At 59.0% G+C, this 16,320-nt stretch carries 14 protein-coding genes and 1 pseudogene; 12 read left to right on the top strand and 3 right to left on the bottom strand.

Annotated elements, in window-relative coordinates:
- Positions 1-130: 130 nt before the first annotated feature.
- Both ACYYKW_RS05365 and ACYYKW_RS05360 read right to left on the bottom strand, forming a co-directional pair.
- Positions 131-1,745: pseudogene (locus ACYYKW_RS05365) on the bottom strand (alkaline phosphatase family protein).
- A 215-nt stretch (positions 1,746-1,960) separates the two neighbouring features.
- The gene (locus tag ACYYKW_RS05360; protein WP_464989593.1) at positions 1,961-2,905 is read right to left on the bottom strand and encodes a LysR family transcriptional regulator; all 945 of its coding nucleotides are present in this window, start codon (positions 2,903-2,905) and stop codon (positions 1,961-1,963) included.
- A 165-nt stretch (positions 2,906-3,070) separates the two neighbouring features.
- Here ACYYKW_RS05360 and ACYYKW_RS05355 point away from each other — a divergent pair, with 165 nt between their 5' ends.
- The 12 genes from ACYYKW_RS05355 to ACYYKW_RS05300 all read left to right on the top strand — a co-directional run bounded on the left by ACYYKW_RS05355 (position 3,071) and on the right by ACYYKW_RS05300 (position 14,841).
- Positions 3,071-5,431, top strand: a complete 2,361-nt coding sequence (locus ACYYKW_RS05355) for a TonB-dependent receptor (RefSeq protein ID WP_464989592.1) — start codon at positions 3,071-3,073, stop codon at positions 5,429-5,431.
- A gap of 196 nt (positions 5,432-5,627) precedes the next feature.
- Positions 5,628-5,954 carry a hypothetical protein gene (locus ACYYKW_RS05350; RefSeq protein ID WP_464989591.1) on the top strand — a complete coding sequence of 109 codons (327 nt, stop codon included), beginning with the start codon at positions 5,628-5,630 and terminating at the stop codon, positions 5,952-5,954.
- A gap of 381 nt (positions 5,955-6,335) precedes the next feature.
- The gene (locus tag ACYYKW_RS05345) at positions 6,336-7,145 is read left to right on the top strand and encodes an energy transducer TonB (protein ID WP_093095846.1); all 810 of its coding nucleotides are present in this window, start codon (positions 6,336-6,338) and stop codon (positions 7,143-7,145) included.
- 45 nt (positions 7,146-7,190) lie between these two features.
- Positions 7,191-7,916 carry a MotA/TolQ/ExbB proton channel family protein gene (locus ACYYKW_RS05340; protein WP_464989590.1) on the top strand — a complete coding sequence of 242 codons (726 nt, stop codon included), beginning with the start codon at positions 7,191-7,193 and terminating at the stop codon, positions 7,914-7,916.
- A 1-nt stretch (position 7,917) separates the two neighbouring features.
- Positions 7,918-8,319 (top strand): ExbD/TolR family protein, encoded by a 402-nt coding sequence (locus tag ACYYKW_RS05335; RefSeq protein ID WP_093095839.1) that lies wholly within the window; start codon positions 7,918-7,920, stop codon positions 8,317-8,319.
- Positions 8,320-8,697: 378 nt separating this feature from the next.
- A complete protein-coding gene (locus tag ACYYKW_RS05330; RefSeq protein WP_336356205.1) occupies positions 8,698-9,279 on the top strand; it encodes an alpha/beta hydrolase in 582 nt (193 codons plus the stop codon).
- Between the two features lie 52 nt (positions 9,280-9,331).
- Positions 9,332-10,264, top strand: coding sequence for a sigma 54-interacting transcriptional regulator (locus ACYYKW_RS05325; protein ID WP_464989589.1), 933 nt, complete (start codon positions 9,332-9,334; stop codon positions 10,262-10,264).
- A gap of 167 nt (positions 10,265-10,431) precedes the next feature.
- Positions 10,432-11,229, top strand: coding sequence for a MetQ/NlpA family ABC transporter substrate-binding protein (locus tag ACYYKW_RS05320; protein ID WP_016772222.1), 798 nt, complete (start codon positions 10,432-10,434; stop codon positions 11,227-11,229).
- 658 nt (positions 11,230-11,887) lie between these two features.
- Positions 11,888-12,553, top strand: coding sequence for an amino acid ABC transporter permease (locus ACYYKW_RS05315; RefSeq protein ID WP_464989588.1), 666 nt, complete (start codon positions 11,888-11,890; stop codon positions 12,551-12,553).
- Positions 12,534-13,193, top strand: coding sequence for an amino acid ABC transporter permease (locus ACYYKW_RS05310; protein WP_336356208.1), 660 nt, complete (start codon positions 12,534-12,536; stop codon positions 13,191-13,193). Before ACYYKW_RS05315 ends, ACYYKW_RS05310 begins: the two co-directional genes overlap by 20 nt.
- Positions 13,190-13,972 (top strand): amino acid ABC transporter ATP-binding protein, encoded by a 783-nt coding sequence (locus ACYYKW_RS05305; RefSeq protein WP_464989587.1) that lies wholly within the window; start codon positions 13,190-13,192, stop codon positions 13,970-13,972. The genes ACYYKW_RS05310 and ACYYKW_RS05305 overlap by 4 nt, the downstream gene beginning before the upstream one ends.
- Positions 13,969-14,841 carry a transporter substrate-binding domain-containing protein gene (locus ACYYKW_RS05300; protein ID WP_093106316.1) on the top strand — a complete coding sequence of 291 codons (873 nt, stop codon included), beginning with the start codon at positions 13,969-13,971 and terminating at the stop codon, positions 14,839-14,841. The genes ACYYKW_RS05305 and ACYYKW_RS05300 overlap by 4 nt, the downstream gene beginning before the upstream one ends.
- 209 nt (positions 14,842-15,050) lie before the next feature.
- On the opposite strand, the gene ACYYKW_RS05295 is transcribed toward ACYYKW_RS05300, so the two are convergent.
- Positions 15,051-16,247, bottom strand: coding sequence for an AAA family ATPase (locus ACYYKW_RS05295; protein WP_464989586.1), 1,197 nt, complete (start codon positions 16,245-16,247; stop codon positions 15,051-15,053).
- Positions 16,248-16,320: the final 73 nt, after the last annotated feature.

Raw genomic sequence — 16,320 nt, 5'->3', positions numbered from 1 at the left:
CAAGACACAGGCCATCTCCTTCGCGATGAGCAATGTGTCTATTTAAAAGTGTCCACCATGTCTCCGAACATGTGTCTACCATGTGTCCGGTACATACACCGGGAGAGGGCTAGGGTGAGGGGCTTTTCCGCTACCAGACCCCAATCTGCACAATCTTCTCTATCTCCGGCTCTCCATAACGAAACCGCTGTCCGCGCAAATCAACCTCCTGATGGCTGATCGTCGTGCGCCGCTTCAACCCGCGCAGCCATTCGAACAAATACCCCGCATGCTCATCGTGCACGGCCGCGTACGCCGGGTCATCACCCAGGTCGCACAGTTCATGCGGGTCATTCAGCAGATCAAACAACTGTGGCCGGAAGCCATCGTACGCCAGGTATTTCCAGCGCTCGCTGCACCATGGTCATGCGGCAACGGTCGATCGGCTGGCCCAAACGCTCGCGCGCCGGCGCCTGGAAGGCGTAGTCGTATTCGCTGATTGCATAGCGGCGCCAATCGGGATTCTCACCGTGCAGAAGGGGAATCAGCGAGCGCCCTTCAAGCCGATGCTCGGCGCCCGGCAATCCCAGCGCCGCAAGAAATGTCGGCAGTGCATCGATGGTTTCCACGAGTCGCTCATCAACCTTACCGCGGGTGACATCCGCCGCCGAGCGCGGGTCGCGCACGATCAGCGGCACGCCGACCGCTTGTTCGAGCAAAAACTCCTTCTCGCCCAGCCAGTGATCGCCGAGAAAGTCGCCGTGATCGCTGGTGAACACAATCAGCGTGTCGTCCCAGCGGCCATTGTTCTGCAGAAAATCGAACAACCTTCCGAGTTGGTCATCCACCTGTTTGATCAGGCCCATGTAGGTAGGGATTACAGTCAATCGTACTGAGTCCCGGGAGAAGTTGAGACTTTCCTGATGTTGGCGAAAGGCCGTGTATACGGGGTGTTCGCTGGCTTCGGAGGGCGTTGCGCGGATCGGTTCGAGAATCGATTTCGTACTGTACAAGGCGTGGTATGGCTCAGGTACGATGTAGGGCCAGTGCGGTTTGATGTACGAGAGGTGTAAACACCACGATTTCTCGCCTTGCTCGGTGATGAAGTCGATGGCTCGATTGGTAGTGTAGACAGTCTCTGAGTGTTGCTCGGGAATTCGTGCTGGCAGATTCGCATGACGCATTTTCCAGCCACTGAGGATCTCGCCGTTCGCGCCTTCGGCAGCGTTGGCCCAGTCATGCCAGGGATTACGGCCGTCGAAACCGTGTTCGCGCAGGTAATGGGTATAAGGCGCGGATTCGCGCTTGTCATCGAACAGCGGGTCGTCGGGATAGATACCGTCATGGCGCATGTAAGGTTCGAAGCCGACTTCGTTGAGGATCTCGGCCTGTTGGCTGTCAGGGTTGATTGCCAGGCGCTGCAAGGCATCGATGTTTGCCGTTGCGTGAGTCTTGCCGACCAGAGCGGTACGAATGCCGTGCGGGCGCAGGTAATCGCCGATGGTCAATTCCTCCAGCGGCAGCGGCACCGCGTTCCATGCCGCCTGATGGCTGCTGACATAGCGCCCGGTGTAGGCCGACATTCTCGAAGGACCGCAAATCGTGCCCTGGGTGTAAGCGCGGCTGAACCGTACGCCGGCCGCAGCGAGGCGATCGATGTTCGGCGTGTGCAGATGCGGATGGCCGTAGCAGGACAGGTAATCGCGGCGCAGCTGGTCGCACATGATGTACAGCACGTTGCGCACGGGGTTGGGCGGGGTGGGCATGGGGTTCACCGGGCAGTGGGACAGGTGACGGTTTTCGCTGTCGGTGGGGGTGTTCGGCAAGTGCGTTTGGGGAATGGGTTTCATGCAGCGGATGCATCGGTGCCTGCACTGACGCCATCGCTGGCAAGCCAGCTCCCACAGGTATTGGGGGTGTCCACATGAATTGTGCTCGGCGCGAATCCTGTGGGAGCTGGCTTGTTAGCGATGGCGGTAAATCAGACCGCAAGATTCTCCAGTGAACAGACTTCTTCATCCTGCTGATCGATCACTTTGATCTGCTCGATCATCGCTTCGGCCAGCGGCGATAACCGATACCCGGCGCGGCTGACAATTCCGTAGCGGGTATACAACTCCTCAAGATCGTCAGCCAAACCTTCGATCTTCAGGCACACCAGCTCACCCTTGGCCAGATGCAACGCGTCGGAATAGGCCCCGACAATTCCGATCGCATCCGAACGCAGCACCACGCTGAGCAGGCTTGCACTGTTCTCACATTCGACGCTCGGGGTGAAATCCGGCCGGCCGCTGAGGTCGACAATGACCTTGCGCAGGTTCGGCGGGCGAATGCTCACCGCCAGTGGATAACTCATCAACTGCTCGGCGCTGATCCGTTCAAACGCCGCCAGCGGATGCCCGGCGCGACAGCAGAAATGCCATTTGCGTGCGCGCAACCGATGGGTCAGGTAGTCCGGGTCCGCTTCGAACTGCCGGGTGTCGGCGACGAAGAACTCGAACTCCTCGCTCAACAGTCGCTTGCTCAGGCTCTGCCAGTCGTCCACCTGAAAATGCACCCGCGCTTTCGGGTAGCGTCCGATGAAGGCGCCAATCGCCCGTGGAATCAGTCCCGCCGCTGGCGCCGGCCCGCAACCGAAGCGTAATTCCCCAGCTTCAAGGCCGTTGAACTGGCTGATCTCGTTCGCCATCTGCTGCGCGCCACTGACCAGCCGCCGCGCGTGTTCGAGCAGTACCTGACCCTGTTTGGTCGGCGGCAATTCCTTGCGCCCGCGATCGACCAACTGACAGCCGACACTGTGTTCCAGCGCTTGAATGCTGCGGCTGAACGCCGACTGCGACAGGTTCACCGCCTGCGCGCCAGCTACGAAGCTGCGTTGTTCAGCCAGGGCGATGAAGTGACGAAGTTGGCGCAGATCGATATGCATTTTTCACATGAAAAATATCCGGGAAATGCATTGGATATGCATTAGGTCGACTCCTTATAAAGGCAATCTCTTATGCAGTAAATATTTGTAAATCCATAAATAAATAACTCAAAGGAATATGCAGCGCTGATGAAGCCTGTGTGTTTTTTGACCAGGAGCCGCGCCATGAGTCCGTTGAAACACGCTTCAACCCAATCACCTCGACAGCTCAAACGCCTGCCCCTGGCCCTGTTTCTCGCCGGCAGCGCGAGCTGGACTCACGGCTATGCCGCCGAAGCCGAAACCCCGACGCCAGTCCCCGCAGGCAAAGCTTCGGCCAGCAGTTCGCAGCTGGAAACCGTGACCGTGACCACCCGCCGTCGCGAGGAAAGTTCGCAAGACGTACCGACGCCGATGAGCGTGGTCAGCGGGCAGAATCTGGAAACGCAACGGGTGTACCGGATTCAGGATCTGCAGCAACTGGTGCCCAGCGTCAACGTCGCCTATATGCACGCGCGGCAGTCCAGCGTGTCGATACGCGGCCTCGGTAACAACCCGGCCAGCGACGGTCTGGAGGGCAGCGTCGGCCTGTACATCGACAACGTTTATCTGGGCCGCCCGGGAATGGCGGTGTTCGACTTGATGGACATCGAACAGCTCGAAGTCTTGCGCGGGCCGCAGGGCACGCTGTTCGGTAAAAACACCACCGCCGGGGTGATCAATATCAGCACCCGTGCGCCGACCTTTACCCCTGAGCGCAGCATCGAAACCTCGGTCGGCGAGGACGGTTATTTCCAGACCAAGGGCACCATTTCCGGGCCGCTGAATGATCAACTCGCGGGGCGTTTTTCCGCGTATCGCACGCGCAGCGACGGCGACATCAAGAATGAGTACGACGGCCATGATCTGAATGGCGGCTCGCGTGAGGGCTTCCGCGCGCAACTGCTGTTCAAGCCCAATGAAAATTTCAACCTGCGCTGGATCGGTGACTACAACGAAGAGGATTCCAGCGCCGGCACCCGCGTGTTGTACAACACCGGTCCGACCATCAACGGCGTCAACCTCTATCAGTCGCGGGCCAACGCGGCCGGCGCGGCGCTGGTCAACGGCACACATCGCAAGGTCAATCTGGATAACGATCAGCACGTCACCGTGCATCAGGGCGGTACTTCGGTAGAAGCCAACTGGACCTTGCCAAGTGATTTCACCCTGACGTCGGTCAGCTCGTATCGCTTCTGGAACTTCACCCCGCGCAACGACGACGGCCTCAACGTGCCGGCCAGTTACAACGCCGGAGTGTCGGTGGAAGACAAACAGTATTCGCAGGAATTTCGCCTGGCCTCGCCCAAGGGTGAGTTCTTTGACTACGTGATCGGTGCCTACTATTTCGGTTCTGATCTGGACAACAAATCCTTCGCCTATTACGGCCCGCAGGCGGATATCTGGAATGGCACGCCGGCGGGGGCGCTGGCCAATGTCACCAGCGTCGGCAAAGGCCACATCAAGACCGACAGTTTTGCCCTGTTTGCCCAAGGCACCTGGCACCTCACCGAGCGTCTGGATTTCACCGCCGGGGTGCGTGGCACCTACGAAGAGAAAAATGCCTGGGTCAGCCGCGATGCCCCGGTTGGCGGTGCGGCCGTGGCCGGCGCGGCAGCCAATGCGCGTCGCGGCCGCGCCGGCGCCTACGATTCCGGTGACTTGAATCAGTACAGCTCGAGTCCTTCGGGGCTGCTCAATCTCAGCTATCGCATCACCGATGACGTGCTTGGCTACGCGACGTTGTCCCACGGCGAAAAGTCCGGCGGCGTCAATCTCGCAGTCGGCTCCGCGCCAACTGCGGGTGCCGACTCGTTGTTGATCGGCACCGAACGGGCGAACAACGCCGAACTCGGTTTCAAAAGCACTTTGTGGGATCACCGTTTGCAGCTCAACGCCAACGTGTTCTGGACCCAGGTCAACGCCTACCAGACCAATGCCTATGACGCCGACAACCGCGTGCAATACCTGACCAACGCCGGTTCCGTGCGCTCGCGCGGCATCGAATTTGAAACCACCGTGGTGCCGCTGCGTGGCCTGACGCTGAACTTCAACGGCTCGTACAACGACGTCAGCTACCTCTCCTACAAAGATGCGCCATGCCCGCCGGAAGTCAGCCAGGCGCCGGGTGCGCCAGCCTCTTGCGATCTCAGCGGCCATCAAGTGGTCGGCGCATCGAAATGGATCGGCAACGCCAACGGCGAATACAAATGGAATCTGGATAACGGCTTCGAACCCTACGTCACCGGCAGCTATGCATTCCGCTCCAAAGCCGTGGGTACGGTTGAGGATTCCGACTACGGGCAGATTCCCAGCTACGCCGTGGTCAACTTTTCCACAGGCTTGCGTGGCGACTTCAACCAAGGCCAGTGGGATGTTTCGTTGTGGCTGAAAAACGCCTTCGACAAAACCTATTACACGACGCTGTGGACGGGCGGCAATGGCGGTTATGAGGGGCTGCACGGCACGCCGCGTACGCTTGGGGTGACTGGGCGTTATGATTTTTAATCGTAACCAATCGGAATAGGCGTACAGTTATTTCGCAATAACTTAGACGTCTCTTGAATAGTGTTTATGCCGATTCAGTTAGTTGCTCCCGTGGACAATCAATCGATGTCGAACCATGATCTGTGTCGCGAGTTTCCAGGAAAGAAACTTGCTCTCAACGGAAGATACCCATTTAAACGATAAAGGAAATCGCATCATGTCGAGCATCAATGGCAATTATGTAAACGCCAACGCGGGCGCCAGGCTGACAATTACCGATGGCAACGATTCCAACGGCACATTCAGCGGGAAATTCAGCCAGAACGGCGTGAACTACGACATCGCGTATGGCCATTACCATTTCCAGAACAGCACGGGGCAGCCTACGGTCATCACCTTCGCAGCTTTGAACGAGGGCTCGGGTTATCAGGCATGGACATTGTTTTCGCCAGATCACAATTATTCAAAAGTTCGCGCGGTTGGCGCGCGCACCAACTTTGACGGTGATGTGGTAGGTCTGGCGGGAGAATTCATCAAACAATAACAGCTGATCAAACAAAAGGCCGGTACGCGAAAGTGTATCGGCCTTTTTTGTTGCTCGATGAAAATAATTTTTAAACTAACAACGCTGTTTTGAGCCTGTCCTTTGAAACCGGGTCAGCTGAATCCGATGCGCTGAACGAATACTTTCAATGCCGGCAAAGCATGCGTTTTTTTGCGTCTCGCTGCAGCCCGCGTGGCGCAAGGCTTTGGTGGAATTGATCGTTTTCCATATTCCATAAAGTCCTATACATAACATTAAAGATTACTTTCGGAGATAAGCGACAACACCAATGATTCTCCCAAGGGGCAGCCGGTGGGGATTCAACAAGCGGTTGTTCAGCCGTTGTGCAAGAACCGTAAAAAGACCGCAGGGAGTCAAACAATGGGCAGTGTCCAGACCGCCGCCAGCGCAGGGGAATTGCTGTGGCGGCAAACGCCGAGTGGCGAACTGATCGACCTCGGCCGGCCGCACCGTGTGCCGTTGGGGCAACTGCGTTTGCAGCGTTCGCCCAGGGGCATTCTGAGTCGCCGCGAAACCGTTTTGCTCGCGGTGCTGGCGTTGGTGGTGCATGGCGCGGTGATCTACTGGATCAATCAGCATCCGACCCCCGCGCTGCCAATCGTGCCGCCGGAAATTCCACCGATGACCATCGAGTTCTCACGCCCGGCACCGCCCGCGCCGCCGGTTGTGGCACCGCCGCCTCCTGCGCCGGTGGTCGAGCCACCGCCACCGGTGGAAGACGAGCTGGCGGTAAAGCCGCCACCGCCCAAGCCCGTGCCGAAACCCAAGCCGGTGGTCAAGCAGCCACTCAAACCGACGCCTAAAGCCGTCGAGCAACCGCCAGCGCCGCCCAAGCCGGCCGCCCCGGTCGCTGCGCCAGCGCCAGCTGCGCCACCCGCGCCAGCCCCGGTCACACCGGCCTCGGCCAGCGCCGCTTACCTGAAAAACCCGGCGCCGGAATATCCGTCCTTGGCGCAGCGTCGCGGTTGGGAAGGCACGGTGTTGCTGCGCGTGCAGGTGTTGGCCAGTGGCAAACCGGGCGAGATTCAGATTCAGAAAAGCAGCGGCCGCCAGCAGCTCGACGATGCGGCGCTCAACGCCGTGAAACGCTGGAGTTTCGTCCCGGCCATGCAGGGCGATGTCGCCCAGGACGGCTGGGTCAGCGTGCCCATCGATTTCAAGATTCACTAAACCGCAATCAAATTCGCGCGAAACGTTTACACGAGGGAATACATCATGACGTTACTGGCTTCTCCACTGGAATCCATCGAAAGCGCGGTGATCTGGCTGCTGGTGGCTTTTTCCGTCGCCACCTGGGGGCTGGCACTGCTCAAGGCGTTGCAGTTCGGCCGTTTAAAGGCGCAGGACCGCCGTTTTTATAAACGCTTTTGGGCGGCGTCAAGTCTTGATGCGGCCGCCGAGTTGAGCGAAACCCAGCCCGGCGCTGCGGCGCGTGTGGCGCAGGCGGGCTACGCGGCGATTCAGGTTGGTGAGACGTCACAGGCCAATGACCTGAGCCAGGCGATCAACCATCAGGATCGTCTGGAGCGTGCCTTGCGCCAGCAAATCGTCCGTGAGCGGCGTTCGCTGGAAACCGGTCTGGCAGTGGTCGCGAGTATTGGCAGCACTTCGCCGTTCATAGGATTGTTCGGCACGGTGTGGGGAATCATGGAAGCGTTGAAGGGCATCAGCGCGGCGGGTTCGGCGAGCCTGGAAACCGTGGCCGGACCGATCGGTGCTGCATTGGTCGCGACCGGTGTGGGCATCGCCGTCGCGGTACCGGCGGTGCTGGTTTACAACTACTTTTTGCGCCGTTTGAAATTGACCGCGGCGGACCTGGACGACTTCGCCCACGACTTCTACAGCCTGGCGCAGAAGACCGCGTTTCGCGTGTTGATTCACCCGACTGCACACAAAGCTTCTGCGCCGGGGAATTCGCCAAAAGTGAAGGAGGCCTCCTGATATGGCTTTCTCCACGCAAGACACGGATGAGGTGCTCAGCGAGATCAACGTGACCCCGCTGGTGGACGTGATGCTGGTGCTGCTGGTGGTGTTTATCGTCACCGCGCCGCTGCTGACCAACGCGATTCCGATCAACCTGCCAAAGACCGAAGCGGTGGCGCCGGTCGAGCAGAAGGATCCGCTGGTGGTGAGCATCGACGGTGTCGGCAAGCTGTTTATCAACAAGGACGAAATTCAGCCGGAGTCGCTGGAGTTAAACCTCAAGGCGGCCAAGGCCAAGGACCCGGAGGTGCGTGTGCAGTTGCAGGCCGATGACGGCGTGAATTATGGCGAAGTCGCGCGGGCCATGGCGTCGATCGAGCGGGCAGGGATTACTAAATTGTCGGTGATTACTGCGCGGTGACAGATTCAACAGTTTTCCGGGGCCGTTTCCTTGGCAGGGTGCGGCCCTTTTTTTGTGTATGACTTTAGAAGAGCCCCTCACCCTAGCCCTCCCGAAACGTCGGACCGCCCAGAGGGAGAGGGGACTGATCGAGTCGTCCGGTGGTTTTACACCGATATGCAAAACTCAGTCGAACTCAGGAATTGAAAAGCTTGAAGATCGGCTCCCTTTCCCCTCGCCCCTTGGGGGAGAGGGCTGGGGTGAGGGGGAAAAAATCCAAAGCCATGCGCACATCTCATATTCAATTAAGATATTAACAAATAGCTTCTTATTCCTTAACGAATATAACTCCCGTCCCTATACTCGACCGAGAACAGACACGACGCAGGAGAGCTTCCCATGCGCAATGAATCAATCCGCTACCTGATTGTGCCGGGCTGGCAAGGATCGCCAGAAGATCATTGGCAGACCCACTGGCAGAACAGCCTGCCGAACAGTGCGCGGGTGGAGCAGGCCGATTGGCTGACGCCACGCCGTGAAGACTGGGTCGCGGCGCTCGCCGAAGCGATTGCCGCCGACAGCACGCCGGTGATCCTCATCGCCCATAGCCTGGGTTGCATTACCGTCGCGCATTGGGCAGCGACCGCGCCGCTGCAATACCTGCGTCAGGTGCGCGGTGCGTTGCTGGTCGCGCCTGCCGATGTGGAGCGCCCTGCGTGCGCACCGGCACTGCGCAACTTCGCGCCGATTCCCGCGGATCTGTTGCCGTTCCCGAGTCAGGTCGTCAGTTCCGATAACGACGCTGCGGTCAGTGCGCCGCGCGCCTTGGAGTTGGCGCGCAACTGGGGCGCGGAAGCGGGGATTCTCGCCGGCGCCGGGCATATCAACGTGAAGTCCGGGCATCAGCGCTGGGAACAGGGTTTTGCCTATCTGTATCGCCTGCAAAATCGCCTGGAGCATTTCGCCCGTCGTCGCGCCTGACTTTCATTTTTAACGCCCCCGTCTGCCAGGCGGTTCAGGGCGGGAGCCTGCCATGAGTGTCGAAACTTTCGGTCAGCCATTGCTGACCTTTCCCGATGCGGAAAAAAGCCCGCTGAGCATTCGCGCCAAAGCGCTGGTCTTCGTCGATCCACGCTCGCGCCAACTGCGTGAAGAACTGGAGCAACTGGCGCCACGCGCGATCTCGGTATTGATCCGTGGCGAGACTGGCACCGGTAAGGAGCTGCTTGCGCGGCATATCCATCGCGCCAGTGATCGCAGCGGGCTGTTCGTGTCGGTGAACTGCGGTGCGATCAGCCCGACGTACGCCGACGCCGAATTGTTCGGCTACGCAGCCGGCAGCTACAGCGGTTCGGCCAGCAGTCGCGCCGGCTGGTTCGGTTCGGCCAATGGCGGCACGTTGTACCTCGACGAAATCGGCGATTTGCCGCTGCCGATCCAGGTCAAATTGCTCGCCGCGCTGGAGAATCATGAAGTCACTCGCGTCGGCGCTCATCAACCCAGCCCGGTCGACGTGCGGCTGGTGGCTGCGACCAGCATCGATCTGGCCCAAGCCGTCGATGCGGGGAAATTCCACGAGCGGCTCTATCATTATCTCAGCGAGGGCCAGCTCGAACTGCCGGCACTGCGGGCGCGAACCGGCGATATCCTGTCGCTGGCCGAGTATTTTCTCGGCATCTATAGCCAGCGTCTCGATCTTCCGGTGCCCTTGATCAGCGAAGCCGCGCAGCATGCGCTCGAACAGCACAGCTGGCCGGGTAACACTCGGGAGCTGGAAAATGTCATTCACTTCGCCCTGCTGGTCAGCACTGGCGAAGAGATTCTGCCGCAGCACCTGAACCTGCCCGAGGTGTCTGGGCCGCAGGTGCAGATCGAACGGCTGGTCGCGCAAATCAACATCGGCGGCAGCACGGCGGAACGTAAAGCCTTGAAAGATTTGCTGATTCGCTTGAGCGACGGGTTATAGCCATTTTCTTCAACATGAACAAAATGGAATATGAAGCTGAATAAACGTTATTGTCCGGGAATAAAAAATCCGGGTATTGTCCGCCTCACGCCAGCGATATCACTTCACTGGCACACGTATTAAATGCCGTCGTCGATGACGACCGTGATTTTCGATAAGGACACTGCATGAAAAAGGTTCTGTTGTTTACCGCATTGGCGGCTGCTTTGACTGCTTCTTTCGCCAACGCCGGTGAGAAACTGGTGGTTGCCGCGACCCCGGTGCCGCACGCGGAAATCCTCGAGCTGATCAAACCGACCCTGGCCAAAGAAGGCGTGGATCTGGAGATCAAGGTCTTCACCGACTACGTGCAGCCGAACGTACAGGTGGGCGAGAAGCGTCTGGACGCCAACTACTTCCAGACCCTGCCGTACCTGAACAGCTTCAACCAGGGCAAATACAAGGACGACAAGTCCAAGTACCTGGTAACCGTGCAAGGCGTGCACGTTGAACCGTTCGGTGGCTACTCAAGCAAGTACAAGACCCTGGCTGAACTGCCGGATGGCGCGACCATCGCCATCCCGAACGAAGGCAGCAACAGCGGCCGTGCGCTGATCCTGCTGCAGAAGGCTGGCCTGATCGAGCTGAAAGATCCGAAAAACGCTCTGGCAACGCCGAAAGACATCGCCAAGAACCCGCACAACTTCAAGTTCAAGGAACTGGAATCGGCCCTGCTGCCGCGCGTGCTGAAAGAAGTTGATCTGGACATGATCAACACCAACTACGCGCTGGAAGCCAAGCTGAACCCGCAGAAAGATGCGCTGGTGATCGAAGGCGCTGACTCGCCTTACGTGAACTTCCTCGTTGCCCGTGAGGACAACAAGAACAGCGACGCCATCCAGAAACTGGCCAAGGCGCTGACCAGCCCGGAAGTCAAAGCGTTCATCGAGAAGAAGTACAGCGGCGCGGTATTGCCGGCGTTCTGATCCGAGCGTTGATTTGATCTGAAAACGCCGATGGCCAGTGATGGTCATCGGCGTTTTTTTGTTCGCCTTGAAAAGCCCCCTCATCGGAACGCCGCCCGCCTAACCCTCTCCCGGAGGGAGAGGGGACTGATCGGGGGATGCTTCAGATCTCCGCAGACCTGAAGGACCTGCGTTAAATCTGCAATCGACCCGATTCCACAGGTCGATGTAAAGCGCGAGACACTTCGGACGGCTCCCTCTCCCTCCGGGAGAGGGCTGGGGTGAGGGTGCTGTTGATTTTGATCTTCAGGCCACTTGCGCCTTCAACGCCCGGCGCAACGCCACCAGCAATTTCAAAATATCCTGCGGATCCAGTCGCTGCGGTGCTTTTACGTCCATGTCATCTTCCTTGTTGTGATTTGGCCGAGGGAGTCTGGCCAAAAGCTGTCCGTCCTTGGAGGCCTTTCTTGAAAAAAAGATCCTTCCTACAGCGCAAAGAAAAATAGCCTTCTTACTCCTTCCCGGCAAACCGGCAAGATAGTTTTTTGAGTGATATCCATATGCTTTAACGGTATTTAAATTCTGGTTTTTATACCTATAAAGTCAGTGCCTGCCGGACAGCCATCCGCTGTCCATGGATTGCTTCACCGTCGTTTACCGAGCGACGTCAGGACACGGCATGACTTTCGACTACGCATTTATCCTCAGCACCCTGCCGACGTTTCTCAAAGCCGTCGGCGTGACGCTCCAGGTCGGTTTGATCACCATTGGCACCTCGCTGCTGGTGGCGCTGCTCAACGCGACGATCCTGGTTTTTCACACGCCGTACCTGCGCAAACTGGTCGGCCTGTACGTAGAGCTGGCGCGCAACACGCCGCTGCTGATTCAGTTGTTCTTCGTCTACTTCGCCTTGCCGGCACTGGGGATCAAAGTCTCCGGTTTCACCGCGGCGATCATCACCATGACCTTTCTCGGAGGTGCCTACCTCACCGAAGTGCTGCGTGCCGGCGTTGATGCCGTGCCGCAGGCGCAGCTGGAATCCGGGCGTTCGATCGGCCTGTCTGACGGCCAGTTGCTGCGCTACGTGATTCTGCCGCAGGCGGGCATTCTCAGCCTGCCGTCGCTGTTCGCCAATTTCATCTTCCTGCTCAAGGAAACCACCATCGTCTCGGCAGTGGCGGTGCCGGAAATCCTCTACACCACCAAGAGCTACATCGCGCTCTACTACAAAACCTACGAAATGCTCGCGGTGCTGACGCTGATCTGCGTGCTGCTGTTTTTGCCGCTGTCGCTGTTGCTCAGCCGTCTGGAAAGGAGGCTCCAGCATGGCCAGTTCGGGTCTTGAATTGCTTTGGGTGTCGTTGCCGCAATTGGCCAAGGGCGCCGGGCAAACGCTGTCGATCTCGTTTCTGAGCATCGCCATCAGCACGGTCGGCGGCGTGTTCTACGGGGTGCTGCGCACGCTCAACGTAGCGTGGCTCAACGCGATTTTGCGGGTGTATCTGGAGCTGTTCCGGGCGATTCCGGTGCTGGTCTGGCTGTACCTGCTGTTCTTCGGCCTGCCGATTTTCTTCGGTTTGAGCCTGCCGAGCTTCTGGTGCGCGGTGCTGGTGCTGTCGCTGTGGGGCGCCAGCGAGGTCGGCGAAGTGGCGCGCGGTGCGTTGCATTCGTTACCACGCGGCCAGCGTGAGGCAGGGCTGTCGATCGGTCTCAACGTTTCGCAACTGTACGGCTACGTGCTGCTGCCGCAAGCGCTCAAGCGCATGACACCGCCGACCATCAACGTCTACACGCGGATCATCAAAACCAGCTCGCTGGCAGTGCTGATCGGCGTCGTCGATGTGATCAAGGTCGGCCAGCAGATCATCGAGCGCACCTACGAATCGGTGCTGATCTATGGCGCGCTGTTTCTGTTTTTCTTTTTCATTTGCTACCCGTTGTCGGCCGCCTCGCGCGTGCTGGAGCGGCGCTGGACGCAAGCATGAGCGCACTGATCGAGTTTCATGGCTTCAACAAATTCTATGGCGAACAGCAGGTGCTCGATGGCATCGATCTGCGCGTGCAGAGCGGCGAAGTCATCGTCATCCTCGGCCCTAGCGGCTGCGGCAAAAGTACCTTGCTGCGCTGCCTCAACGGTCTGGAACAAGCCCACAGCGGCAGCCTGAAATTTGTCGGGCGCGAGTTGCTCGACAAGGCCACCGACTGGCGCGAAATCCGCCAGCAGATCGGCATGGTGTTTCAGAGTTATCACCTGTTTCCGCACATGAGCGTGCTCGACAACCTGCTGCTCGGCCCGCTCAAAGTGCAAAAACGTCAGCGCGGCGAAGCGCAGCAGCAGGCCGAAGCCTTGCTTGCGCGCGTAGGCCTGGCGGACAAGCGCGACGCCTTCCCGCGTCAGCTCTCCGGTGGACAGCAGCAACGCATCGCCATCGTCCGTTCGCTGTGCATGAACCCGCGGGTGATGCTATTCGATGAAGTCACCGCGGCGCTTGATCCGGAAATGGTCAAGGAGGTACTACAAGTGATTCAGGGCCTGGCACGCGAAGGCATGACACTGCTGATCGTCACCCATGAAATGGCCTTCGCCCGCGCGGTGGCCGACCGCATCGTGTTCATGGATGCCGGGCGCATCCTCGAACAGACCCCGCCCGAGATTTTCTTTACGAACCCGCAAACCGCACGCGCGCAGCAGTTTCTGGAGAAGTTCTCCTTCGTGGCAACACTGCCGAAAACGAACCCGACCAAGGAACTGGAACTGTTATGAAAACTGCCGTTTTATTACTGCCCCTGTTGAGCCTGGCCTTGCTGGCCGGTTGCAGCAAAACCGAAGAACCGGCGAAACCGAAAGTCGCCAGCGAGAGTGCTGCGCCGGCCGGTTATCTGGAAAAGATCAAGGCCCGCGACAAGCTGATTGTTGGCGTGTTCACCGACAAACCGCCGTTCGGCTTTGTCGACGAGAGCGGCCGTTACGTCGGTTTCGATACCGACATCGGCCGGCGTTTTGCCAAGGATCTGCTCGGCGATGAAAACAAGGTCGAATTCGTCGCGGTGGAACCGGCCAGTCGTATTCCGTTTCTGCAAAGCGACAAGGTCGACCTGATCCTCGCCAACATGACTGTGACACCGGAGCGCAAGGAAGCGGTGGAATTCACTAACCCCAATCTCAAGGTTGCGGTACAGGCCTTGGTGCCGCAGGGCAGCTCGGTGAAAAAACTCGATGATCTGGCGACTCGTACCACCATCGTCACTACCGGTACGACCGCCGATATCTGGCTGACCAAGACTCATCCGGACTGGAAGTTGCTCAAGTTCGAGAAGAATTCCGAGTCGCTGCAAGCCTTGGCCAACGGTCGCGGCGATGCCTATGCACAGGACAATCTGGTGCTGTTCAGCTGGGCCAAGCAGAATCCGGGCTATCGCGTGCTGGAAGAAAAACTCGGGGCCGAAGCGCCAATTGCGCCGGCGGTGAAGAAGGGCAATACCGAGCTGCGCGACTGGGTGAACAGCGAGCTGGCGAAACTGGGCGAGGAGAAATATCTGCTCAAGCTGTATGACCAGTATGTGCGCAAGGAGCTGAGCGATGACACCCGGCCTGAGAGTGTGATTGTCGAGGGAGGCAAGTGGCAGGGGTGATTGCCTGTGGGATCGGCGGTGAGGCTTGCCCCTCATCGGAACGCCGCCCGCCCAGCCCTCTCCCCAGGGAGAGGGAGCCGATCTTTGTGCTTTTCAAACCTGAGTTCGACCCGAGATTTTCAGGTAGACGCAACTCTCATAAACAACTCGGTCAGTCCCCTCTCCCTCCGGGAGAGGGTTAGGGTGAGGGGGTTTTTCGCTGGCACCGCTCAATCAGGCCAGTTCCAAGCCGGCTCATCCAGCACCCGCTGGCCAACCAGCCCGGTCTGCCCGAGCGTCTTCTCCAACACGATGCAATTGCACTCGGGATCTTCCTGCAACGCCGAAATCAGCCGTCGTGCATGCGACACCACCCACACCTGACACTGCTCCGAGGCGCGAATGATCAGTCGTGCCAGTGCCGGCAGCAGATCCGGGTGCAGACTGGTTTCCGGCTCGTTGAGCACCATCAATGACGGCGGTCGCGGCGTCAGTAGCGCCGCGACCAGCAGCAGATAACGCAAGGTCCCGTCCGACAGCTCTGCCGCCGACAACGGCCGTAGCAAGCCTTCTTGATAAAACTCGATGGCGAAGCGTCCACCAGCCAGCGGTGCGATGTTCAGCCGCGCACCGGGGAAGGCATCACTGATCGCTGCGCGCAAGGCTTCGGGGTCGCCGATTTCGATGATGGTCTGCAAGGCTGCCGCGAGGTCGCGCCCGTCGTGGTGCAGCACTGGCGTGCGGGTGCCCAGTTGCGGCTGACGCACCGGCGCCTCGGCATCGCTGCGAAAATGATCATAGAAGCGCCAGCGGCGAATGAACTCGCGCATCTGAAACACTTCTGGCGAGCTGCGCAGGCTGCCAATCTGGTCAAACAGGCTGTCGAAGTTCGGCGTGTGCTGCGCCAGAACATCCCATTTGCGCTCGTTACGGGCGCGGATCATCGGCCCATCGCGATCCACCAACAGGCTCGCCGGGCGATACAGCGGTCCGGCCCAGATGCATTCGCGCTTGATTTGCGGGTCGAGGCTGAAACGCGAGGGAATTGGTCGCGAATGTTCTGGCAGCATGAAATGGCCATTGGAATCAGGCAGACCAAGGCTGATCGAATAACTGAAATCCTCCCCGGCAAACCCCAGGCGCAATCGCTTCACGCCCTGACGCACCGTCGGTTCGATCGCCACTTCACCGTTGCGCATGCGTCGGCTGATGGTTTCCGGCCCGGCCCAGAAGGTCGAATCCAGCCCACCCTCGCGGGCCAAGGCATTGACCACGCCACCCTGCGCGGTTTCCGCCAGCAGGCGCAGTGCGCGGTAAAGGTTGGATTTGCCACTGCCGTTGGGCCCGGTGATCAGGTTCAGACGCCCGAGCGGGATCATCAGTTTGTTGATCGAGCGGTAGTTGGCCACCGCCAGGGTGTTGAGCATGAAATCCTTCTCCAGGTGACTGCGGAACGTTCGCAGCATACCCGCAATGAGATAAATCTGTGCTTGACCCCTG

The sequence above is a fragment of the Pseudomonas sp. 15C genome (assembly GCF_055484735.1).
The sequence above is the reverse complement of the archived record's forward strand: the minus strand, read 5'-3'. Positions and strand labels throughout refer to the sequence as shown.

Coding starts and splice junctions, on each gene's coding strand:
- ACYYKW_RS05360 (WP_464989593.1), bottom strand. CDS start 2,905: ATGCATATCGATCTGCGCCAACTTCGTCACTTCATCGCCCTGGCTGAA.
- ACYYKW_RS05355 (WP_464989592.1), top strand. CDS start 3,071: ATGAGTCCGTTGAAACACGCTTCAACCCAATCACCTCGACAGCTCAAA.
- ACYYKW_RS05350 (WP_464989591.1), top strand. CDS start 5,628: ATGTCGAGCATCAATGGCAATTATGTAAACGCCAACGCGGGCGCCAGG.
- ACYYKW_RS05345 (WP_093095846.1), top strand. CDS start 6,336: ATGGGCAGTGTCCAGACCGCCGCCAGCGCAGGGGAATTGCTGTGGCGG.
- ACYYKW_RS05340 (WP_464989590.1), top strand. CDS start 7,191: ATGACGTTACTGGCTTCTCCACTGGAATCCATCGAAAGCGCGGTGATC.
- ACYYKW_RS05335 (WP_093095839.1), top strand. CDS start 7,918: ATGGCTTTCTCCACGCAAGACACGGATGAGGTGCTCAGCGAGATCAAC.
- ACYYKW_RS05330 (WP_336356205.1), top strand. CDS start 8,698: ATGCGCAATGAATCAATCCGCTACCTGATTGTGCCGGGCTGGCAAGGA.
- ACYYKW_RS05325 (WP_464989589.1), top strand. CDS start 9,332: ATGAGTGTCGAAACTTTCGGTCAGCCATTGCTGACCTTTCCCGATGCG.
- ACYYKW_RS05320 (WP_016772222.1), top strand. CDS start 10,432: ATGAAAAAGGTTCTGTTGTTTACCGCATTGGCGGCTGCTTTGACTGCT.
- ACYYKW_RS05315 (WP_464989588.1), top strand. CDS start 11,888: ATGACTTTCGACTACGCATTTATCCTCAGCACCCTGCCGACGTTTCTC.
- ACYYKW_RS05310 (WP_336356208.1), top strand. CDS start 12,534: ATGGCCAGTTCGGGTCTTGAATTGCTTTGGGTGTCGTTGCCGCAATTG.
- ACYYKW_RS05305 (WP_464989587.1), top strand. CDS start 13,190: ATGAGCGCACTGATCGAGTTTCATGGCTTCAACAAATTCTATGGCGAA.
- ACYYKW_RS05300 (WP_093106316.1), top strand. CDS start 13,969: ATGAAAACTGCCGTTTTATTACTGCCCCTGTTGAGCCTGGCCTTGCTG.
- ACYYKW_RS05295 (WP_464989586.1), bottom strand. CDS start 16,247: ATGCTCAACACCCTGGCGGTGGCCAACTACCGCTCGATCAACAAACTG.